Below are 22,170 nucleotides of genomic sequence, written 5' to 3'. Positions count from 1 at the left end.
GGAACTTTTTAACTATTTAATTTTGGTAAGGAAAAACACATGAAATTACAGCTAAACAAAAAGAACATTAAAGCGCTTTCAAATGACGGAAAGTCAGTACCTGTTGAAATGACCCCACAAGTAGTAGGTGGTGATATGCAAGCACTTTCACCAGCAGGTAGTAACCGTTGCACTTATATTGAATGTTGGACTGGTAAAGCACGCTCATGCTATGAGCATACATGCCAAATGCCATAACCAATATTGAGCGAGTGGAGGAGCTCTCTACTCGCTTTACATTTAAACTATGCTGGATAGTAGTTATAGGTCCACACTCCAAGCGATTTAAGCAATCATTACCTTTAACCTAAAACGCATTAAGGAATTATCACTTCGAAATAGGCTGACAGTGGTCTGCCATATATCAATTTGTTTTTCATTAATGGCGGCTCCACATCCTGCTCTTACTCGGTAAGTAACTGGTCTAAATCACTACGGATCAGTATCTGTGGATTAAATAATTTATCCGGCACTTCAATCTGTTGCACTGCGTCATAAGCAATTACGGTTTTTTGTCCTTTTTGCACTTTGTCTTGTAAAGTCATTGCTACCACTTTGACTTTGTCATCGCGGTTCCCGCGTTCAAAAAATGCCGTTTTTGCATGTTTACCTGAGCGCAAATAAAGCTCAGCTTTTTTTGGGAAATAATCTTTTTGATCAATTTCCAGTAGGATACGCTGATAACTTAATTTGGTTGAATTAGCTTTTAATTCAAGTTGAATAACCCCCTTAACTTGAGCAACACTTTTAACTTGATACTCTTCACTCCAACTCAAAGTTGCAATGTCACCTAACGATGCTTCACCAAGCAGCTTTTGCATCGGAGTAATTCGAATTGGACGACGACTTTTGGGCATAAACATCCAGTAATCGCTTCCTTTCATCAGTACCTTTTGACCCTTTTCAGAGTCAGATTTAAAAATCACTAGAGCGCGTTTTGATGACGATGAATACACATCATATTGTTTTGTATGCTTAAGAATGTCGTCATCAAAAGCTTTCACTGTGGCTGATACCTTCACTGAAGCTGACTCATTTCTAAATGCATCGACTTTTGATAACACGGTTTGTGCATCTATTTTGATAAGCTGTGAAGCATAAACACTAGATGAGGCAACCGCTAATATTGCTAAAGTTAGTAAAGTTTTGGTCAGTTTATTAAACATGGCTTAATGCCTCCGTTATTGGCTTCGTGCTACCTTTGTATGCCGCCTTAAATGCCGCTAATACACAAACTAAAATCATTATTAACATTACACTCAACGCAATTTCCCATGAAAACGTAATAGTAAGTGGATACCCTTGATTACTGCCTGGAGGTGGTGGCATTTCTAACCCCAAATAAACGAGACCCCAAGCAACGAGGGCCGAGATAGCAATGCCAATTGTTGCGCCCAAGAAACCAATGATGCTGGACTCAAGAATGAAGTTCCTGATGATTTCCCATTGATAAGATCCCATTGCTGCTACCGTCCCGATTTCCCTAGTGCGCTCAGTCACCGTCATCGCCATTGTGTTTGAGATAGAAAAGAACACCAGTAACACCATTATTCCACCCAATAGGCCAAAGATACGGTTATATAAATCTTTAACTGATTGATAGTAAAATGCTCTTTCCCACCAAGGGACAAAGGCCAAAGCCGGAACTCTTGGCTCGTATTGCGCGACCGCGCTTTGAGTATTATTCAAGTCAAATAAGTAGACAGAAAGCGAGCTAACCTTATCAGTGTAGAGTAAAGATTGGGCGTCACTCAGTTTAATGTATAGCTGGCGCTTATCTAAGTCCGGCACACCTGTTGTATAAATCCCTCGAACTTCAAAATCTAAGGCATTTAGCGCACCATCCGTGGTCGTCGACATTAGCGTCACATAATCACCAACAGCCACTTTTAAACTCCGAGCTAAGTCCTTACCTAGCACAATTTGTGACTCGGCTTCAGAGTCACTAAAATCCGATAATGCCTGACCAGATAGCATTGTTAAGAACGGCCCTTTCACCATAAACTCTTCTGGCTCAACTCCTAACCCAATGAAAATAGAACTTTTTTCACCATTTGAAACGAGTCCATTAAAGTTGATTCGAGGTAAAACGCTCTTTACCCTTTCATCTTCTAATAATTGATTTTTTAGCAGTTCAGTATCTGCCAAACCGTACTGCAACGGCATATCTTCTTCTTGCTCTAGCTGTTTTTTATGGGTAATTATAAAGTTACCTTCATCTCTTGCTGCTTTCTCAGCTAAAGATTGGTAGGTAAACAGTGCAAATCCACTAGTCGTTAAAATAGACGCCACCGCTACCGCGGCAACCAAAATTGTGAACAGTGAACGTCGTCCGTTTCTCAGTACGTTAAAAAATGCAAATACAACCCAACGCATTATCCTGCTCTCCTGTTATCTGCTTGTTGTAACTGTTCTGTGATGTGCCCGTCAGCAAGATTTAATACTCGATGGCAGCGATCCGTCATCCGGTGATCATGAGTAGCAATAATAAATGTTGTACCCATGTCATTACCTAGATCACGCATTAGATCCATCACCATGTTCGCTGTGGGTGTATCCAAGTTTGCTGTGGGCTCATCTGCGATAACTAATTCAGGTTTCTTTACTAATGCTCGAGCTATCGCGACACGTTGTTGTTGACCACCAGAAAGCTGGTCAGGACGTTTAGATATATGATCTTTCAAGCCAACTTTATGAACAATTTCGACAACTCTATCCATTCTTTGCTGTTTATTAAGGTTTAACATTAACAACGGATATTCGATGTTCTCAAACACCGACATCACAGGAATTAAGTTGTAGCGTTGAAATATGAACCCCAGTTTTTCTCTTCGAATTTGGGTCAATGCGCTTTTCTGCTTTGGAATTGGCCGATCATTAATCCAAATCTCTCCTTGATACCGCTCATCAAGTAATCCACATATATTGAGTAACGTTGATTTGCCACTACCCGATGGCCCGCACAGAGAAACGGTTTCACCAGCATGAATATGCGCAGCAACCCCCTTAAGTGCATCGACAGTTACGTCACCTGTCGTATAAGATTTTCGAATATTTTCAAAACGAAGCATAGAAGCATCCTTGTGGTTATTTAGTACTAACTAACTGGAGCTTTTGTGCCAGCTCCACCATCGATTTTGCTTGCTCAGCATCATCTAATTTTTCAGCAGCTGCTGCCGCACAACGGTACGCACTAACCTGTAAAGCAGGCTCTAACTGTTTAAACTGCTCACTTTCACTGATTACTTTGTTCAGCAAGTAACTTCCATGCTCTGCGCGATTCATCATTTTTGGAACCTGAGCAAAAGTACAACCGGCAGTTACATTAACTCGTGCTCGCAATGAATAAGGTAAAGACTTAGCCTGCTTGATTGCTCTAGACAACTTCGCAATCCCTTTTTCTGCGTATTGCATTTTTTGCCATGGTTTATTGGTATAACGAGCTTGTGTCGTCTCTGTGCTACCTAACATCGCCAGAGCAACTGGATTTGGTGCTTTTTCGTTAATTTCTTTCAGTGCATTAAAAGCGAGTTGATTTTGTTCTTGCGAGCCTTGTAGCCCCGCTTGGTAGGCTTCGATTACCTGCTCAGGAATAGCATTTGAGGCTTCGACGTTTAAGCTTAAGAAGCCCATTGCTGTTATTGCACTTGCTATGATTAATTGGTTTGTCATCACTATTACCCTGTGTTTTTCTGTTGATATGAACATCATAAGAAAAGAAAACCGATAACAGTAAATAAGGTGATAACCTGCGCTTAGGTGGGATAAATGGTAAATATTAAAGATAAAGTGAAGTGCAGTTTAAAAAATTGAAATAATCTAAGATCGGATCCGCCGTTATCCATGATTCAATTCGCGGAATATATAGATATGAGATGCTAAAGATCACACTTTTAGCATCTGAAAGGATATTACATCTGCTTAAATAGCGATTGATATTTTCGACTTACCGCCAATCTATCACTGCTATCTTTTAAGTCTATGTAAACATGACCAAGCTCATCTTTAGTAACACGTTGAATTTTTTCAACTTTGACGATGCAATTACGATGGATACGCCAAAACACTTCTGGATCTAACTCACTTTCCAGTGCTGTAACTGCTGTTTTTATCAAATAAGTATCTGTCGCAGTATGCACTTCAGTGTATTTATTATCAGCAATGAAATACTCAATATCTGAGGTGTTAACGACGTGAAGCTCATTATTTTTGCTAGCCTTGATCCATTTCAGGTGGCTGCTTGTTGCGGCTGCCTGAGTGGTTCCGATCAATTCTTCAAGCATCTCACTGAGTTGAGCTTTTTGGTTTAAGTCGGGAGATTGTTGGAGTACTAGCTTTTGCAGACGTTCAACAGTTCGCTCTAAACGAGATTCTTCGATGGGCTTTAATAGATAATCAATCGCTTGATTCTCAAAAGCCACCACTGCATGCGCATCATAAGCCGTGATAAAAACAACATAAGGCGGCTGTGCGTGTTCACACAGTTGCCGCGATACTTCTAACCCATCTATGCCAGGCATGCTAATGTCCAAAAACACAACTTGAGGTGAAAAAGCCTCAACGAGCATTAATGCTTCTTCACCATCCGCAGCTTGACCAACAATATCCAGCTCTGGCCAGACGGCTTCCAGCATCATTTTTAAATGTGCTCTTAAAATAGGCTCATCGTCAGCGATTACCGCTTTTATCCGTTGAGACATTAATGGGTACCTCCAAAGTTACGCGAACCTGTCCCACTTGGCTATCGTCATAAACCAGCTTAGCTTGATCCCCATAAAGCTGTTCCATTCGCTGTTGCACGTTTTTCAGGCCGACATTCGTGCCCTTTCGTTTACTGCCCCCGATATTACAATCGTTCGACACAACAATAATCACATTCTGCTCAGTGCGCTGTATTATTAGCTTCAGCATACCACCGGATTTAATCTGCTCAATACCATGAGTTACCGCATTTTCTATGATCGGTTGCAGCAACATTGGCGGAAACAAAATATCATCTGTGACTTTATCGGTGACATCGTACTCAATATGCAGACGTTCGCCTAGTCTAATTTTTTGTATGTCCAAGTAAGCCTGATTAAATCTGAGTTCATGACCAAGTGTCAGCCACTGTGTATGTGTCCGGTCTAGGCTATGTCTCAACAAAGCAGTTAATGCTGACAGCATTTTACTCGCTTGTTTCGCGTCAATCGTAATTAACGCTTGGATATTCGCCAGTGTGTTAAAAAGAAAATGCGGCTCAATCTGAGATTGAAGTAGCCTCAGCTGGGTTTCTAGTAATAACTTATCTTTTTGCACTTGGTCTAGCTCGAACTGATAAAGAGCGCGTCTTAATTGTGCGGTTTGCTCATTGCGGTAATAAATAAAGCTAACCACAATCATGAAAAAACCACCAACAACAAACACCCCTAAGTACTGCTGTAAGTCATCGACATAACCACCTGAGTTCTTTATTACATTTAAAAGGATAGGTGTTACACCCCAAACTAAAAATGATAAAACCAATGCGACCGAATATTGTGTAGCCAACTTCATGTTAGGGTAATTTGTCGCCAGCCAAATTCGTGATAATCGAATGGTAAAACCAATCCCGAGCGATATTAGCACCGAAATTATCGGATATTTAGCCCAGCCTATGGCGTAAATCGCAAACCCGATGAGTGTACATATCAATGCCAATCGAACATTTTTTTTCCAATGGTTACCACTAATCGGTGCCCCTTCAGTCTGACTCATATTAAAATTTTAGTTCCGTAGAAAAGTACCATGTCCTGCCAAAGCTAAGCTGCTTATAGATAGCTTCATTATCACCGGCATACTGCCGAATACCGCCACACAGTGAGTTATGTTTAAAGCCACTGTAGCATAGCTTCCCATCAATCAACATACTGTTATCATTAGGGTTTACAACCCAAGTCAACGCAGGCTGCCACACTGTCGATGAGGTAGTTCTCAGGTGCAGCATCAGATTATTCCTAAACAAATTTTGGGTTGCAAAATGCCCGCGCATTACCCGTAATTGATGACTTTCTATATTACCATCTGCAGCCGCAATCAAGTTGCGCCACTGCCCATTACTCGGTGCTCGGCCATCGTACCAATACTCAGCAATTAACGTCACCCCAAAATGCAAACTGTAATTGATACCCATTAAGGCTTGAAGACTACCACGCCGCCATTGCGTTTGAACTGAAGGAAGAAAGCTGTCTGATTGCAAAGTGTGGGGGTCAAAAACTGGCATCCTGTGCCTTTGCTGCCAAAGTAATGAGCCATGAATTTCCATGCTATCACCGATAACAGTAACAGCACTACCGCCTACTCTTGCGCCTAATTTCTCGTCATAGTGCGCAACGGCCTGAGCTTCAAAATTTTCAAAGTATCGATAATAACGACCACCACAGCCAAAGCTTGCTGCCACTTTCGCCCCTTTTTCTAAATAATCAGGGACAGTTTCGTTACACAATAGGCTGACACTACCTGTTTCGGTGAAATAGTCTCCCACCGCCATCCAAGTGCCAGGCGGCACTGCGGTATAGACCGCAAGGGAATCGGTAGGAGAAAACATATCGAGAGGTCGAAAACCATAACCAACATCCCAATCCAGTTTTTTCTTGCCGACTGACGCAAACCAATCGCCCAACATCAAATCGTAATAAGCCTCCGAAACGTCTACATCGAGTTCAGACACTCCAGCCATTGTCATCCAGTTTGCAGTGGCCGCAACTCTAATCCCATTAAACTCAGTACTAACATCGAGAGCAGTAAACCAGAACGTCGTGTCTTTTTCATCAAAGATTCGGCTGTTACTGGCATTGAGCTCTTGTACGTTCATGCGCCAAGCAGTATCAAACTCCACGGTCGCATTTGCTGAGTAACTTAACAAAGTGAGAATGGCTGATAGTAAATAGTAGTTGATTAGTTTTTGCATTATGCCCTCCAAATGTGAGTAGCATACGACTTGCTACCACCAATTGGGGGCCAAACGATAAAAAGAAGAATGTTAAGATAAATGGTGAATTAGCGTGATAAACGGTTTAAGAACACTAAACGGGAGCAAGCTTGGGACCAGCTTGCTCCCACAGCCTATTCAGACGCAGACGTTTCCATTTCCGCGTCTATTTTTTCTGGCTTTTTGAGCTTAATTTCCCGATCTGCCGAGGCGATGGTTTCTTTACGGTGTGCAATGATCACGCGGGTAATTTTCAACCGTGATACGGCTTCATTGATATCCTCTTCCAAACCAGTATCAAGGTGGCTTGTCGCTTCATCCATAAACAGAATCTTAGGGTCTTTATACAGGGCACGTGCCAAGATGATCCGCTGCTTCTGGCCCCCAGATAAGCTCGAGCCCATGTCCCCAATCAAACTATCATAGCCCATAGGCATTTCGCTAATATCGTCATGAATGGCTGCAAGCTGGGCACAGTGCACCACTTTTTCCATATTAATCGGAGTATCAAAAAAGGCGATATTATCAGCCACTGTACCTGATAATAACTCATCGTCTTGCATTACCGCGGCGATTTGCTGACGGTATTGTCTCGCCCCAATTTGGCTAAGCGGCACACCATCCACAAATATATCTCCACTAGAGGGCTTATTCAGACCTAACATTAGTTTGAGCAACGTCGACTTACCACAACCAGAGGGCCCAGTAATTGCAACGGATTCACCCGCATTGATTGTCAAGTTAAGCTTGTCTATGACATTAGGGGTCGCATCTGAGTATGCAAAAGAGATGTTTTTCACCTCAATCTTGCCTTCAATATTCAGCTTGCGGTATTGATCTGGTTGCAACTCTTCTTTATCTGTCAAAGCGATATCGGCGATACGGTCAAAGTGCAAACCAAGCATCTTAAATTCAATCAGCTTTTCTATTAGGTTTGCAGTCTTATCCATAAACTGACGCTTATACGACATAAAAGCAAATAGCATACCGGTACTAAATCCACCAGCAATTACCAAATGTGCCGCCAAATAAACCACAATAATATTCTCGATACCGAATAACGCGCGGTTAATCGCATCATAGCCGATTTTAAAATTGCCCAAGCGGATATTGTGGTTAATTGCGCTAGCATAGCGATTTTGCCATTGTCCTTCCCGCTTTACCTCAGAGCCGAATAATTTAATCGTTTGGATCCCGCGCACTGTTTCCATAAAGTTAGAGTTTTCTTCTGCGCGAGCCATAATTTCCTGCTCACTGATATTGCGAAATGGCTTATACATAGCGATACGAATAATAGCGTAAGCGATAACGGCTACCAACACGACAGCCGATAGCATGGGGCTGTAAAAAAAGATCATCGCCAAGGTGATAATCGCCATTAAGCCATCAATAATCGCTTCAATGACACCAGTTGTAAGGAGCTGCTTTACCTGTTGTAGCGAACTGAAGCGAGAAACAACATCTCCCATGTGGCGCTTTTCAAAATAAGCGATGGGTAAACGCACTAAGTGATGAAATAAATTTGCACCTAATTGGATATTCATCTGATTACCAAAATGCAGCAAGGTGAAGCCTCGCAGTGCATTGGTGGCAATTTCAAACAATAGGACTAAAAAGAAACCAACTGCAAGCACGGTTAATAATGAGGTATCCCCTGTAAGTATGACATCATCTATAACGAGTTGGATATAATAAGGCGCTGCAAGCGTAAATACTTGTAGCAAAATGGAAAGCATAAAAATAAGTAGCAATGAACGTTTTAAGCCAGTAATACGACTCCAAAAATCGGAGAACTTCAAACTGGCCTTTCGCTCTTTCTTCTCAAACTCTTTGGTTGGCGTTAACTCAAGCGCCACTCCAGTAAAGTGCTTAGAAGCTTCTTCCATAGTAAAGGTCTTTTCGCCACCAGCTGGGTCGTGGATCACTATGCGCTTTTCGTTGGCCTTTTTAAGCACCACAAAATGATTCATGTCCCAATGCAAAATTGCCGGTGTTTGCAGCGCATCTAAATCCTCAAGTTCAATTCGCAGCGGTCTTGAGGTTAAGTGCAGCTTTTCAGCAAAGTGCATTATGTCGAGTAGCGTACAACCTTCAATTGAAATACTAAAACGCTGTCTTAAGCGTGTTAAGTCAGTATGGTAACCATGATATCCCGCAACCATGGCAAGGCTTGCAAGACCACACTCAGCTGCCTCTGATTGAATGATCACTGGTAAAGATTTCCGCGACCAAAACTCTAACTTATTGGCTGCGCCTTCGTGTTCCATTTCCATATCAACCCTTTTACTTCTTATAATTGGCCTTTGATGCTAAATACTGGGTCAAACAACCAGCGCAATAATGAGCGTTCTTCTACCACAATATCGGCATCAAGTGTCATTCCTGCTCTCAATGCGGTATCTTTACCGTATGCCTTAACCGCTTGCTCATCAAGTGCAACAACCACGCGATACGCAGGCTCCTTAATAATACCCGGCATATTAGTTTCCTCAGGTAAAATCACACTGTTACTGAGCTCTACAATTTTTCCTTTGTAAATGCCAAACTTTTCATAAGGAAAAGCGTGATAACGCAGTTTTGTCTCTTGTCCTTCTTTGATAAAACCAAAGGCCGAGGTTGGGATATAAACTATCGCTTGCATATCACTATGCTCGGGGATCAGGGTAAGTAAATGTTGACCCATAGAAACATTTTTACCTAACTTTGCCAGTAATCCTGTCACTACCCCTGACTGAGTCGCACGAACTTCACCAAGTCGCTCCTGCTCAATGGATGAGATTTGGATAAGCAGGTCAGCTTGTTGCGATTGCAGCTGAGAAATTCGGTTTTGGTGTTCTATGGGCAGTTTAGCCAATTGATTTTTGATGTTTTTAAGTTGCGATTCCAGTGCAATGCGTTCCGATCGGATGGAAGACGATTGCTGCTTTAGCGACAGCAAAGTATCTTTCTGGCGCTGCAACTCAAGCTCAGAGATGTATCCGGTGCCTTTTAGTGTTGCAATTTGCGATACTAAATCTTGATTAAGTAGTAGCCGCTCTTGGAACGTAGTGGCTTGACTCTCAAGTTCACTTAACTTTTCTTTTGCAGTGCTTTCTTGCTGCTGCAACTCCTCAATATCAAGTTGATATTGACCTCGCAATTGCTCTATTTGTTGTAATAGATTTTTTTGTTGGAACCGGTACTGATTAAGTAAAGCTTGATTTAATTCGGTGGCTTCGGTGCTATGTTTTGCAGATGCAATACGCAGCAACGGCTGCCCCGCAATCACCTCTTCACCTTCTTTAACCAACACCTCAGACACAACACCTTGTTGCATCGCTGCAACGCGCAGCAATCCGCCACTGGGTTCGATGACGCCAGATACTCTTTCCTTTCTGGTATAGCTACCACTAGATAGAAACACGATGCTTAAAACCACAACCACTAGAATAAGTAACCCTAACGTTTTAAATACAGGCGGTTGGATCAAGCTAATTGTGCCCTCTAAGCGGTGCTGCTTATGCTCTAACACCTCACGGCGAAATAAATTTTCCATAGCACTTATTGGGTAATATTATTGTTAATATTTTTTTATTGAAAATACAATGTACCACGGGTAGTAACAGAAAGGAATGAAATAAGGCAAGTCATACTTGCCTTATTTCTATTCTAAGAAGTGTTATACTATCTCTATGATAATAAATATAAAATCAGCTTATTGCTTTTTAATTGGACGCTGCCAACCATCTAAATTTCGCTGCTTTCCACGCGCAACTGCTAGTTGTTCATCTTTAACACTTGAAGTAATCACAGAGCCTGCACCAACCGTTGCTGTGCTACCAATTTCAACTGGCGCAACTAGCGAGGAATTTGAGCCAATAAACGCATTATCGCCAATAATAGTTTTAGACTTATTCACACCATCGTAGTTACAAGTAATAGTCCCTGCACCAATATTCACTTTTTCACCAATTTCAGCATCCCCAAGATAGGTTAAGTGATTAGCTTTAGAACCTTTACCAAGGCGAGATTTCTTCATCTCGACAAAGTTACCAATATGAGAGTCTTCTTCCATGATCGCACCAGGGCGCAAACGAGCAAAAGGGCCTAAAGTACATTTATCAGCGACTGACGCATCCTCAATAAGAGTATTGGCTTTAATCACAACACCATTACCGATTTTACAATTTTTGAGTACACAGTTAGGACCAATGACGACATCATCGCCAATTTCAACATGACCTTCAAATATCACGTTAACATCAATCTGAACATCTTCGCCGGTTGTTACCTGTCCACGCACATCAATACGAGCAGGGTCAGCTAGACTTGCACCGTTAATCATCAGGGCTTCTGCTTGCCAAGCCTGATAAGCACGCTCTAAGGCAGCAAGTTGTACGCGGTTATTCGCACCTTCAACTTCCATCTTATCGTCTGGTTGTGCTGAGGTAATTTCTATTCCCTCATCGTGTGCCATTGCAACGATGTCAGTGAGGTAATATTCGCCCTGTGCATTCTCGTTTGATAGCTGCCCCAACCACCTTTTCAAAAGCTTACCATTAGCAGCCATAATGCCGGTGTTGATTTCAGTAATAGCGAGCTGTTCATCAGAAGCATCTTTTTGTTCGACGATGCCCACTAACTTACCATTTTCCCGCAGCATACGGCCGTAACCCGCTGGGTTTGCTAAATCAACAGTGAGTACAGCAAGGCCGTCATCTGGCGTCACATCCAGCAAACGCTGTAACGTACTCTTTTTTGTCAGTGGTACATCACCATAGAGGATTAACACTTTGTCATCGTCGCCGATATGCTCTTTCGCAACCGCTACCGCGTGACCTGTACCTAATTGCTCTGCTTGATGAACCCAGTTTACTTCATTATGTGCCAAGGCAGCTTGTAGTTGCTGCGCTCCATGTCCGAATACTAAATTGGTCGATTGCGCCCCAAGAAACACAGCATTATCGATGACATGTTGAACCATCGGCTTTCCAGCAATAGGATGAAGTACCTTTGGTAGTTTAGAGCGCATGCGCGTGCCTTTACCCGCAGCTAAAATAATTGTATTTAATGGCATCTATGATGAATCCTTTTTTATTTGCTATCCCCTACACATATCACACACTTTAAGACTGCCACTCCATGTGCCCAGCCAAACTTACTCGCAGTGTATAATTTGCTTCAGAAATGATTGCGAATATTTTAACTAAATTTACCTCAATTGATAGTCATAAGCTGAATGTTCACCAAAAGCGGCTGCTCGCACATAAGAAATTACTAAAGTGATATAACTAAGGTACCGTTACTTATCACAATGACGCTTAGTGCACCGTTAGCTCTTACTGCAATATCTCTAGCTCAATACGCTATTTTCTCCTAACGCCTCAACTAACTTCTTTACATTCAAGACTTCACTTTGACAGTTGTACGAGAGCGATAAAAAGCAAAAATACAGCGAAAAACTCACTGGAAAGTTCTAATTAAACTCTTTTGTAAGATAACAAAGCTTATAAAACAAAAGCTTATACCAGAACCTTATATACAAATCATAACTTTCTAATAATCAATTTTTGAAAAAACCTTGCTAACTTAAGAATCAAGTTACGGGGTACAGCAACTCCTCACTTAACAAGCTAAGAAATAAAAATTTATAAGCTCTACACAACAATAAATAATTAACAAGGATAAGAAAATGAAACTTACGGTTACTAAAAAGAATATCAAAAACCTAAGCCAAGACAGCAAACGTCTTCCTGTGAATATGACTAAATTAATCAACGGCGGCACCATAACAAAGTTACCAGGCGATAGCTCAGACACTACCGTTACATTGCAATCAGCTCAAATACGCTAACGATAAACTCAATAACAACATTCAATAAAAACAACAAAATACATAGGACACGACCATGAAACTAGCAATCACAAAGAAACGCATCAAAAACTTAAGCCAAGACAACAAGTGCCTTCCTGTCAATATGACTAAGTTAATCAACGGCGGCACCATAACAAAATTGCCAGGCGATAGCTCAGATACAACGGTTACGTTGCCATCAGCTCAAATTCACTAATGTAGGACATTGACAGAGCAAACCTATCACTTAAGTGCTAGGGGTACTCGTTGTAGAGAATACAACCATAAAACAGGCGTTAATTAACAGCACAAAGGCCAAAGCCTAAACAACAAACGTTTACCAGCTGGTATGACTCGACTCATTAATAGTGGTGTAACGTCAATACATTTTTTGAAAACAACGCTTTCGAGGCGCGATAACTCACAGCAGCCAGTGATCCGCACCATCAAGCGTAAACACAATATATTTTCAAATAGCGGAGCATCACGCATGAGTTTAGTAAGCATGACACCGGCAACAGCAGGGATTTACAACCAGACCGTGTTTAATGAGATGATTAACGAGATAAACAACGTAAAAAATGAAGTTGAATTTCGCAGTCTAGTCACAAAGCTACAAGCGATGTCAGCACCTAGCTTTTTAGCATTCATCGCTTTTGAGCACACAACACCAACATCTGTTGAATGCAAACTATATGGCAATCCGCCCAGTGCAATAAACCAACTACTGCTCAGCGAAGAGATACATGAATACTGTCACAATGAGTCCTCTCCCATTTCACTGAGTCAGTTTGGCAGCTTATATCCTCAGCATTTATATCTATTACCTGTACATGCTGGACACAATGAACACGGTGCATTTCTTTTACAAATTCAAGACCCTCATGACGTTGAGCACCTTTGCTGGTATTGGTCGTCCATTGCTACATATCTCATACACGCTTATATCAAGCTAGCTAAACAACGCCTTGTTGCTATCACCAAACGCGAGCGAGACTGTTTACTTTGGGCCTGTGAAGGAAAGACTTCATGGGAAATTAGTCAAATATTGGGAGTCTCTGAACGTACCGTAAATTTCCATCTATCCAATTGTATTGAAAAGACTAATAGCTCAAACCGACTTCAAGCTATCGCGAAGTGCGTCGTGACAAACATCATTTAAATTTTAAAGGAAATAAAATGCGATCTCTCAAATATCTAAAATTGTTTGCGGCCACTTTAGCGCTGACAGCGTGTAATACAAACCGAAAGCCGCTACCTGTTGTAAAAGTGAATAAAACACTACACGCGGAGTCAATGGAGTCTTATCAAAACCTGTATGCTTCGCCTTTCAAAGATCTGGGACCTTATCATGAGATTGATACGATAGATTTTAAGACTCCTGAAGAAAAGAAGCCTGTAGAGGACAGCATATTCAAATTATCTTATTCTGGGTTTGATAAAACTCAAGGTTACAATTATCAAGACCACTTATATCCGACCGCTTTAAACAGCCAATCACGTAATACGATTACTTGGTTAGGCCATGCAAGCTTTTTAATCCAAGACGGAAGTGGTAATAGCTTTTTGACTGACCCTGTATTTGGTGAGTTTGATGGCATGGTGGGCACTGTTGGAACCATGCTTTTTGACGAATTAAAGCGTTTAGGGCCACCGCCAGTAGAGCCAAAAGCACTTTCTTTTGTTGATAGTGTATTGATCTCTCACGACCATTACGACCATTTCTCCAATGAAACTCTGTCAGAGTTAGGAAGTGACTTAGATATATTTTTACCTATCGGTATGCAGCATGAGCTTGATGGCACATTTAACAGCGTATTCGCGCTTGATTGGTATACCGAGGTTGAATATAAGAAAAACAAAATCCAATTTGTGCCAGCACACCACTACTCCAACCGAAGTATATTCGACCAAAATGAAAGCTTATGGGGTGGCTGGATCATCAATACAGGCCAGTTAAAAATTTACTTTGCGGGTGATACAGGCTACAGCCCAATATTCAAAGATATACATAGTAAACATGGTGACATTGATATATGTATGATGCCGATAACAGCCTATGGTAAACACTTTAGAAGCGTGCACCTATCACCAGAAGATGCATTAAAAGCAGCGCAAGATCTGCATTGTAAAATATTTATTCCTTGGGGATATGGGACATGGCAGCTTGGCTTTGAACATGTTAATGAGCCACTGCGAAGACTTGCCTATGCAGCTAAGGAGTTAAAGCCAAACTTTAAAGTACGTGTGCTAGGTATTGGAGAGTCTTTTAAGTTCACAGAATTACTTTAACCTTTTTCCTAACTTGTTGTTAAGCGCTCTACAAGCAGCACCCGTGTCCGCTGCTTGCTCAAGAGCGCTTTTTTATATTTTGGCATAGCTAAACCTCTTCAATTTTCTCTATATGAACTCACATTGAGTCCGCAAATGGCATCCATATCCCCAAACAAAAGGACTGAATAATGCTGTGCATAAGTAACTATCACACATGAAGTATTGAACAACCTAAGCTTCTGATAATTAAAACCTTGTAGCAGTCCTTAATCATGCTTGGTGAACGTGCTCACACACCAATAATCAGCTCCTGACAATTAATGCTTCAAATTAGTGAGGATGTTGGCACATTGAAAGTCACATAACGCTTGAATGAAGCTTATCTAGACATAGGTTATGTAAAGTCACAGATATACATTAGCCAATTCGAAAGCTATATCTCATAAAAGAGTTTAAAAATACGCTAAAAATCCTTCATAGCAGACGTGGTGATTAAAATCAATTACAGCCAAAATAATACTCTTTTCTTTTTATTATCGGTATTGAATACCAACGCCAAACTCATTCTGCTTGAGATAGTGAACCGCATCAATAAGTAGGTGGCGCTATAGATATTCATGTTTCAGATGCTCGCTCTTGAAGCTCAAGCACTTTTGTAGAGAAGTATACGTATTCACCTTCCTTTCGCAGCACAGTAGCAATATAGCGCTCAACCAAAACCAAGGCGGGCAAGTTTTTAGTATTTACCCTTTGTACTTAAGAGCTTATAACTTTACTGCTTATTCTACTATCATGTGGAATCGCGTCACTCAGACAACACAACTACGCAAGCCAAACACATACTGCTCCCCGGAAACATAAACCTCAAAAAGCGACAGACCTTAACAAATCATAGCCTCCACTAACATACTTATGAAAAATCCATTTCACAACCATTTCCACGATAATAAACAAGACTAATACATTGTTTTTATTGCTTATTAAATTAAATTCAGGAATTTGCAATGTTGCTTGTTTAGCGCCACTATACTTCCATCAATGCTCATTAATTGCGGAAATAACATGACTAATAACAACATAGAAAATACGTTTGCAGATATATTGAGTTTTAAACCCCTGATAGATAAAGCTGGAAACTTACACTCACCCGCTAAAATCGAAGAGTGGCTGATGGAGATAGGAACGACTATTCGGTGTGATTCAATTCATTTAATTGGCTTTAAGCCACTCTCACCAACGGCTTATCAACATCATGTGATTGGACCGAACCACCACATTATGGAAGATACCCTTAATTTAGATGCTGCTTATGAAAATTGTAAAGAGAGCCACACCCCCTACGCGATAAAAGTGAAAGGCAGTGAGTATGGCTTGATGGTCCCGCTTCGCGGAGTCAGCGGTATTGTAGGGTGTGTGCTTATCACCAGCGATAGTTACATAGACTCACGCCAACAAGAGTGGCATTGGAGTATTTTGGGGCTTCACTTATTACAAGCTTTAAAGCGCAGCTTCTCCAAAGACAAAATAAAGATCACCAAACGTGAACGCGATTGTATTCTTTGGGCATCAGAAGGAAAAACATCGTGGGAGATTAGCCAAATACTCGGGATTTCGGAACGTACTGTCAATTTTCACCTAAATAACTGCATTGAAAAAACCAATAGTGCAAATCGACAGCAAGCCATCGTAAAGTACCTGTTCAATCACACCCTGTAATCCATTATATGATTTTATATCCTATACAAAGCCACAAATCGACCCCAAACATGTGAGCAATAAACCTAGTTCACATGTCTAAGGTCGAGCTATAATTCTTAAGTTCACAAATCTAACAAAATACCCTTCCTCAAATTCAAGCACTTAGTCATATGTAATATTAGAGTAGTTTGTCTTGTAACGCTTGAACGGGCTTTAGAAATAGAAGAAGAGCCTACAGGCTCTTACTTAAGAAAGGAGGGGGTTGCAGAATGTTTTAGCGGATATTAATTGGACAGTCACTGATATGTGACGTCACCACTGTCCAGCTGTAGTCGGATGCAACCTGCTCTTTTATACCACCTGCAACAAGCATTGTTTGCTGTGCTTTGATCCCAGAACTAGAAGCAGAAAGTGTTTTCATTTCACGTTTTTTTAGTTTAATTTTCATTATGTTACCCTGTTGTTATGTTGTGTGTGAGTTAAATATAAACAACTAATTCACCGTCAACAAGCTGCTAGATCTGGCAGGGTAAGAACGAATATTAATAAGGTTGGCATCCCTGCCAAGAACGAAAAAATAAATCGGTATGTACACGTCATTGTGTACTTTCATTAGGCATTTTATCTGCCAAGTCCTCGCCTCCGAGCGACCCTTACTATTTGAGTAAGGTTGGCATCCCTGCCAAGAACGAAAAAATAAATCGGTATGTACACGTCAGTGTGTACTTTCATTAGGCATCTTATCTGCCAAGTCCTCGCCTCCAAGCGATCCTTACTATTTGAGTAAGGCTGGCATCCCTGCCAGAGAACGAAAAATAAATATCATCATGCTGTTCATTTCTTAAACAACAGCAAAATTGCATAGAAAGCGGTTCAAAATATGACTTCCTTGTCATTACTAACTTTCACTCTGTATTATTTTTACTGTTAGTGAGCCAAACTTAGTATCCATCCGATAGCCCTAGCAGACTTAACTTACTGCGACTTTACCGTCTCCTTTCAAGTCAATAAATCGCGTAAACTTGTCTTTAAAGGTGTTGCCCTCGTGCATAATCATAAGCACAGCTGCATTTTTGGTGTATTGCTCTATGAGCCCCAAAATACTTTCTTTGCTCTGATCATCAATGTTAGCCAGCGGTTCATCTAATACATAGATATTTGCAGGTTTTAGTAAGCAAGCGGCAATTTGGCATTTCTTCTTTTGACCTTCAGACAGGTCGTCATAATTAATATCCAAACACTCTTGCAGTCCCAACTCCTTGATTAACGCCTCTGCACGTATTGAGCTATTCCATTTCAGGCTTAGGGTATTGAAGTTCTCCTTCACCGTGCCTGGCAGAAATTGAAATGGGTAAAGCGCGGAACTCATTTCTTTGTTTTGTGCAAGCGTGATCCGGCCTTGCTGTGGTTGATAAAAGCCCGCCAACAAATTCAAAAACGTACTTTTTCCTACCCCATTTCCACCAGATATCAAGATCTTATCTTCATGATTCACATTAAAAGATACGTCTTTAAGGATCTGCTTATCACCATAACTAAATCCAACATTGTGTAGTTCAAGCTCATTGTGCTCTGCAGTACCAGTGGAGACTTGAGGCAACTCAACCGTTTGAGTAAAGACACGATAACGCTCAAGTAGCCCGTTCAACGCAGCAATTTGAGGGATCACTGCTGACAGTTGCTGTACTGCACCAACGATCATGCCGAATGCTCGGGTTAGCGCAAACAATGAACCTATCGTAAACACACCTAATATCACTTGAATACCAGCCGCAATCAAAACAGACAGTTCGGCATAACTTAAAAACACGCTGCTGATAGATTGATACATGGCAGCTATTTTGGTGTTTTTATATCTTGCATCCAAAGGCTCAGCGATCCCCTCTTCAATGCGGTGCTGCGCTTGGTTGATTAGACTATGAGTTTTTACATACTTAAAGCTATCAATGGCTTTATTTAAAATGGATTTAAATTGCGCTTCCGTCTCATGCAAACGCTCTGTACAGTTTGAGATCCTGCCACTAAAGCGGTGTGCTAAAAAGTATAGAAACGGTACTATGACAACTAACGCCAAAGTAATTTCCCAACTCAACCAAATCGCTACACTTAATCCAATAACACTAACTAAAACCCCTGATATCAAGCCTGTACACACATCAACGACTCCACTTAGCTGACGTGCCTCATCATGCAAACGAGAAGTAAAGTACCCACGACCTTTCTCAGCAATTTCTGCATACGGCTTATTGTAGATAGACTCAGCCATTTCAACAGTAAGGTATTGATGTACATCATTTTTTATTTTTTGCGAGGTTAACGCTGTATAATAGATTAGCGCTCTACCAAACGTCGCAATGAATGTCACACCTACAGCCAAATAAATAAATGTTTGTACATCACCCTCACTAAGCGCATCTATTAAGAATTTCATTGCCAATGGGTCTACCGCTGAAAACATTACTGCTTGAATAGCAGTTAAGAAAAACAGTAAACCGAGTTTCTTGCGATGTGGCTTCAAGATATCTTTAGCTGTGCTAAGGTTTTCTTTTGAAATAATCATAATAATCAATTCCTTAGTGAGGCGGCCTAAGCCGCCAACCTCATTAGATATCAAACAATGGGCGAGATTTATTATTTAACACTCGGTCAAAGACAATCCCAACGCCCGAAGAACCCATAGCAAGATCAGTCGACAGCCTAATCAAGGTGCGCCCTGGGAATAACTCTCCTTCATCGCGTGAAATTGAAAACAGTGCCGAACGCGCTAATATATGAAATGCACTTTCCTTATACTGCAGCTCTTGGGTAACCTGATACATATCGAATAAAAAGTCAGCGATCCCCACCGAACCAGAGAATAATCCCTGCTGAGCTGCATAAAGCGAGTATGAGCTCAATGCAATTTTACGGGCAATATTCAAATAGTATTCGTCTTCAGTTGCTTGATATAAGCGCAGTACCACCGAACCAATACCCGAGGACCCATTTTCGATGTACGGCAGTACCATTTGACTGCTCTCGGAGTCGCCCCATTGATAATGTCCCTCAGGCTTTAGCCCCACATTCAGGTCGAATTGCAGCGCCAATCTAGCTTCTTCCAAATAGCTCTCTTGATCCGTCACGTTAAACAGTTGGATTAAAAACAACGCGATTCCTGTGCTACCGTACATGAAGCCAACGCCATCACTGTCCTCTACACTTGACGCATACTTGTATCCACCACGCTCAAAAGTTCTTCTATTTCTTAGTAACTGCGCCGCTTCAATAGCCTGCTGTAAGTCGCTTGCTCGCTGTGTATTCTGATACAACTTAATAAAGCCATGCCCTATTCCTGCCAAACCGTGGGCAAAGTTACTCGCTTGTAATTCATGCGGTACAGCCATGGATTTAGTCAGTAATTCACGTGCAACATCGTAGTTACCCAACTCTAGTTGGGTCAGTGCCATACCGGCATATCCAACCAATAGACCAGGAGATGCTTCCTGCTCGTTAAAACCCTGCTCTAACTCTGCTGCAAGACCTGTTGGAATACTATGTTCGGAACGGGCGAGTAATAGCGCAGGTCCTGAATAACCGTAGGCGAGTGAACTCATATGAGTATCAAATGCTTGGAAATCCACTGGTAGATAAAAATTATGACCTTTTCGCTCGATACCACTTCTCAGTAGTCGGGTTATGTTATTCAGTGAGCGCTGTAGTGTATTTTCAATTTCACTAAAGTCTGCCGATATCTTAGGAAGCGCTTCTATTCTTTCTATTTTCTCTGCTACTTCGTCTGATAATGTAATGTTTTCCAACTCATGTAAAAGCACCTTAGCTTCATCAACTAAGCCCTTAGATAGACGGTCTACAATCTCAATCACATGCTTAGGTAATCCGCTATCTTGTACCAACCTCTCTAGCAGCGACCATTTGAACTCAGCATTCATTTCAAAGGCTTGCTGAATAGGAAGCAACATGCTGTACAACACCATGGATAAACCATACCAGTCCCCCTTAAAAGTTGCGCCTTCTTTAATCAAGTTCGATTGCTCGGTAAAACCGGGGGTTGCTAAAATCGGAATGCTGTCTCTATGTTCATTCGCTGTATCTAATTTAAACGAACCTTCAAAGTCGATAAATTTGATGCGTTTATTGTCACTATCAACAATGATGTTATTTGGTGAAATATCTGCCAATACAATACCTTGGCTATGAGCATATGAGATGGCTTCAATGCACGCTTTGGTGATCCAAGTAAACTGTTGTTTAAACTTTTCTGCCGTCGCCAAGTTGCCTGTAAATGGGATCAAAGTGACTTCTTCTTTTGCCCTAAATGAGCGTATTGCTTCTCCTTGTACAAACTCTTCAACTAAGAAGGAGTGTTCCCATTCGGTGAAACAATCGACGGGCTTAGGGAAGTAGTCACTACCTTGCAACGCCTCAAGTATTTTAAATTCATTGTTTAATACCGTGTCAGCATATATCGACTTTGCATTGAGCGAGGAGAATTGCACATAAGGACGTGCCTCTTTAACTACTACAGTTTCGCCCGTTGCTAAATCTGTCGCTTTATACACACCACCACTGTTCGAGAAGGAAAAAGCTTCTGATATTTGATATCTACCAGCCAACGGCTTAATTTCAGAATCATCCTCGCTGAGGGCTTCATCGTTGAACGGCTCATCAATCCAGCTAGGCAATGAGTAAAACGCTTCTCGCTCATCTTTCACCAAAGTACCGTCCGGTTGGATCAAGCACGCATCCGCAGTTCCATCGGGCTTAGGCCTTGGGATCAACTTGTAACCACCATAACGATAGTGCACGACTTTGCTATCTTTATATCGCTTGTCAGAGAGAATGTATGGGCCGTTGTTGTCTTTCGTCGCCAGATACAGGTCATGGATCATGGCCTTAAACGAATCGAAGTTCACGGGGTAAATTGTGATCAGCTTGCCAGAGCCGCTGCGACCGGTTGATTTAGATGCCATTTGGTTGGCTAAGTCTTTACGACAAATAACTTTGAATGCGGCTTTATAATCCATGCATACCTGTACGGTTTTACGGATCACTTCAATGGCTTCTTCCTCCGTGGCCGATACGTGAATTTTGAACCCTTGCAGCGGAATTTCCACGTCAAGTGGTGCAGCGGCCAGCCAGATATTGTGCCTTTTTACTGTCCAATCTTTCGAAAGCAAACTAGTTATAACTTCACTGTATTCCTTATCAGCACCTAACTCTGACGGTAGCGAGAAGAAGTCCTTATCGCCAAAGGTGTACAAATTATCCAACATATTTTCGTTCTCATTTTTTTAATTTGTTTTAGAAAAAGTTGCCAAGGACGACGCGACAAATCATTTGGCGCGTCGCTGGCTCTCAGGAGATATACTGCGGCTTA

19 protein-coding genes are annotated in these 22,170 nt (G+C 41.4%); 6 read left to right on the top strand and 13 right to left on the bottom strand.

Annotation, left to right across the window (positions count from 1 at the left end; translation table 11 throughout):
• Positions 1–39: 39 nt before the first annotated feature.
• Positions 40–237, top strand: a complete 198-nt coding sequence (locus DRB05_RS12325; protein WP_128727208.1) for a hypothetical protein — start codon at positions 40–42, stop codon at positions 235–237.
• A 206-nt stretch (positions 238–443) separates the two neighbouring features.
• On the opposite strand, the gene DRB05_RS12320 is transcribed toward DRB05_RS12325, so the two are convergent.
• From DRB05_RS12320 to glmU, 10 genes are all read right to left on the bottom strand, one after another.
• On the bottom strand, positions 444–1,205 hold the full coding sequence (locus DRB05_RS12320; RefSeq protein ID WP_128727207.1) for an outer membrane lipoprotein-sorting protein: 762 nt from the start codon (positions 1,203–1,205) through the stop codon (positions 444–446).
• Complete coding sequence (locus DRB05_RS12315) at positions 1,198–2,415, bottom strand: FtsX-like permease family protein (protein ID WP_128727206.1); 1,218 nt, start codon at positions 2,413–2,415, stop codon at positions 1,198–1,200. Before DRB05_RS12315 ends, DRB05_RS12320 begins: the two co-directional genes overlap by 8 nt.
• Positions 2,415–3,110 carry an ABC transporter ATP-binding protein gene (locus tag DRB05_RS12310; protein ID WP_128727205.1) on the bottom strand — a complete coding sequence of 232 codons (696 nt, stop codon included), beginning with the start codon at positions 3,108–3,110 and terminating at the stop codon, positions 2,415–2,417. The genes DRB05_RS12315 and DRB05_RS12310 overlap by 1 nt, the downstream gene beginning before the upstream one ends.
• Before the next feature lie 16 nt (positions 3,111–3,126).
• Positions 3,127–3,711: a hypothetical protein gene (locus tag DRB05_RS12305; protein WP_128727204.1), complete on the bottom strand. Its 585-nt coding sequence runs from the start codon at positions 3,709–3,711 to the stop codon at positions 3,127–3,129.
• 239 nt (positions 3,712–3,950) lie between these two features.
• Positions 3,951–4,739, bottom strand: coding sequence for a LytTR family DNA-binding domain-containing protein (locus DRB05_RS12300; RefSeq protein WP_128727203.1), 789 nt, complete (start codon positions 4,737–4,739; stop codon positions 3,951–3,953).
• On the bottom strand, positions 4,708–5,775 hold the full coding sequence (locus tag DRB05_RS12295; protein ID WP_128727202.1) for a histidine kinase: 1,068 nt from the start codon (positions 5,773–5,775) through the stop codon (positions 4,708–4,710). The genes DRB05_RS12300 and DRB05_RS12295 overlap by 32 nt, the downstream gene beginning before the upstream one ends.
• Position 5,776: 1 nt before the next feature.
• Entirely contained in the window at positions 5,777–6,967 is a 1,191-nt protein-coding gene (locus tag DRB05_RS12290) for a hypothetical protein (protein WP_128727201.1), read from the bottom strand.
• A gap of 155 nt (positions 6,968–7,122) precedes the next feature.
• The gene (locus DRB05_RS12285; protein WP_128727200.1) at positions 7,123–9,261 is read right to left on the bottom strand and encodes a peptidase domain-containing ABC transporter; all 2,139 of its coding nucleotides are present in this window, start codon (positions 9,259–9,261) and stop codon (positions 7,123–7,125) included.
• 17 nt (positions 9,262–9,278) lie between these two features.
• Positions 9,279–10,523: an HlyD family efflux transporter periplasmic adaptor subunit gene (locus tag DRB05_RS12280; RefSeq protein ID WP_128727199.1), complete on the bottom strand. Its 1,245-nt coding sequence runs from the start codon at positions 10,521–10,523 to the stop codon at positions 9,279–9,281.
• 159 nt (positions 10,524–10,682) lie between these two features.
• Positions 10,683–12,044 (bottom strand): bifunctional UDP-N-acetylglucosamine diphosphorylase/glucosamine-1-phosphate N-acetyltransferase GlmU, encoded by a 1,362-nt coding sequence (gene glmU, locus DRB05_RS12275; RefSeq protein ID WP_128727198.1) that lies wholly within the window; start codon positions 12,042–12,044, stop codon positions 10,683–10,685.
• A gap of 615 nt (positions 12,045–12,659) precedes the next feature.
• Between glmU and DRB05_RS22650 the strand changes: the two genes are divergently transcribed.
• From DRB05_RS22650 to DRB05_RS23095, 5 genes are all read left to right on the top strand, one after another.
• Complete coding sequence (locus DRB05_RS22650; RefSeq protein WP_161568687.1) at positions 12,660–12,821, top strand: hypothetical protein; 162 nt, start codon at positions 12,660–12,662, stop codon at positions 12,819–12,821.
• A gap of 55 nt (positions 12,822–12,876) precedes the next feature.
• Positions 12,877–13,038 (top strand): hypothetical protein, encoded by a 162-nt coding sequence (locus DRB05_RS22645; protein ID WP_161568686.1) that lies wholly within the window; start codon positions 12,877–12,879, stop codon positions 13,036–13,038.
• Positions 13,039–13,311: 273 nt separating this feature from the next.
• Positions 13,312–13,983: a helix-turn-helix transcriptional regulator gene (locus DRB05_RS23100; RefSeq protein ID WP_128727197.1), complete on the top strand. Its 672-nt coding sequence runs from the start codon at positions 13,312–13,314 to the stop codon at positions 13,981–13,983.
• 17 nt (positions 13,984–14,000) lie between these two features.
• The gene (locus DRB05_RS12265; RefSeq protein ID WP_128727196.1) at positions 14,001–15,113 is read left to right on the top strand and encodes an MBL fold metallo-hydrolase; all 1,113 of its coding nucleotides are present in this window, start codon (positions 14,001–14,003) and stop codon (positions 15,111–15,113) included.
• Between the two features lie 1,044 nt (positions 15,114–16,157).
• Positions 16,158–16,811, top strand: coding sequence for a helix-turn-helix transcriptional regulator (locus tag DRB05_RS23095; RefSeq protein ID WP_275669083.1), 654 nt, complete (start codon positions 16,158–16,160; stop codon positions 16,809–16,811).
• A 256-nt stretch (positions 16,812–17,067) separates the two neighbouring features.
• Here DRB05_RS23095 and DRB05_RS22640 read toward each other — a convergent pair whose 3' ends face one another.
• From DRB05_RS22640 to lanKC, 3 genes are all read right to left on the bottom strand, one after another.
• Entirely contained in the window at positions 17,068–17,241 is a 174-nt protein-coding gene (locus DRB05_RS22640) for a DUF1173 domain-containing protein (protein ID WP_138524557.1), read from the bottom strand.
• A 522-nt stretch (positions 17,242–17,763) separates the two neighbouring features.
• A complete protein-coding gene (locus DRB05_RS12255; RefSeq protein WP_128727194.1) occupies positions 17,764–19,353 on the bottom strand; it encodes an ABC transporter ATP-binding protein in 1,590 nt (529 codons plus the stop codon).
• A 43-nt stretch (positions 19,354–19,396) separates the two neighbouring features.
• Positions 19,397–22,066, bottom strand: a complete 2,670-nt coding sequence (gene lanKC / locus DRB05_RS12250) for a class III lanthionine synthetase LanKC (RefSeq protein ID WP_128727193.1) — start codon at positions 22,064–22,066, stop codon at positions 19,397–19,399.
• Positions 22,067–22,170: the final 104 nt, after the last annotated feature.

This window comes from Pseudoalteromonas sp. A757 (assembly GCF_004103285.1).
GTDB classification, from domain to species: Bacteria; Pseudomonadota; Gammaproteobacteria; order Enterobacterales; family Alteromonadaceae; genus Pseudoalteromonas; species Pseudoalteromonas galatheae.
This window is presented reverse-complemented; position numbering and strand designations above follow the sequence as displayed.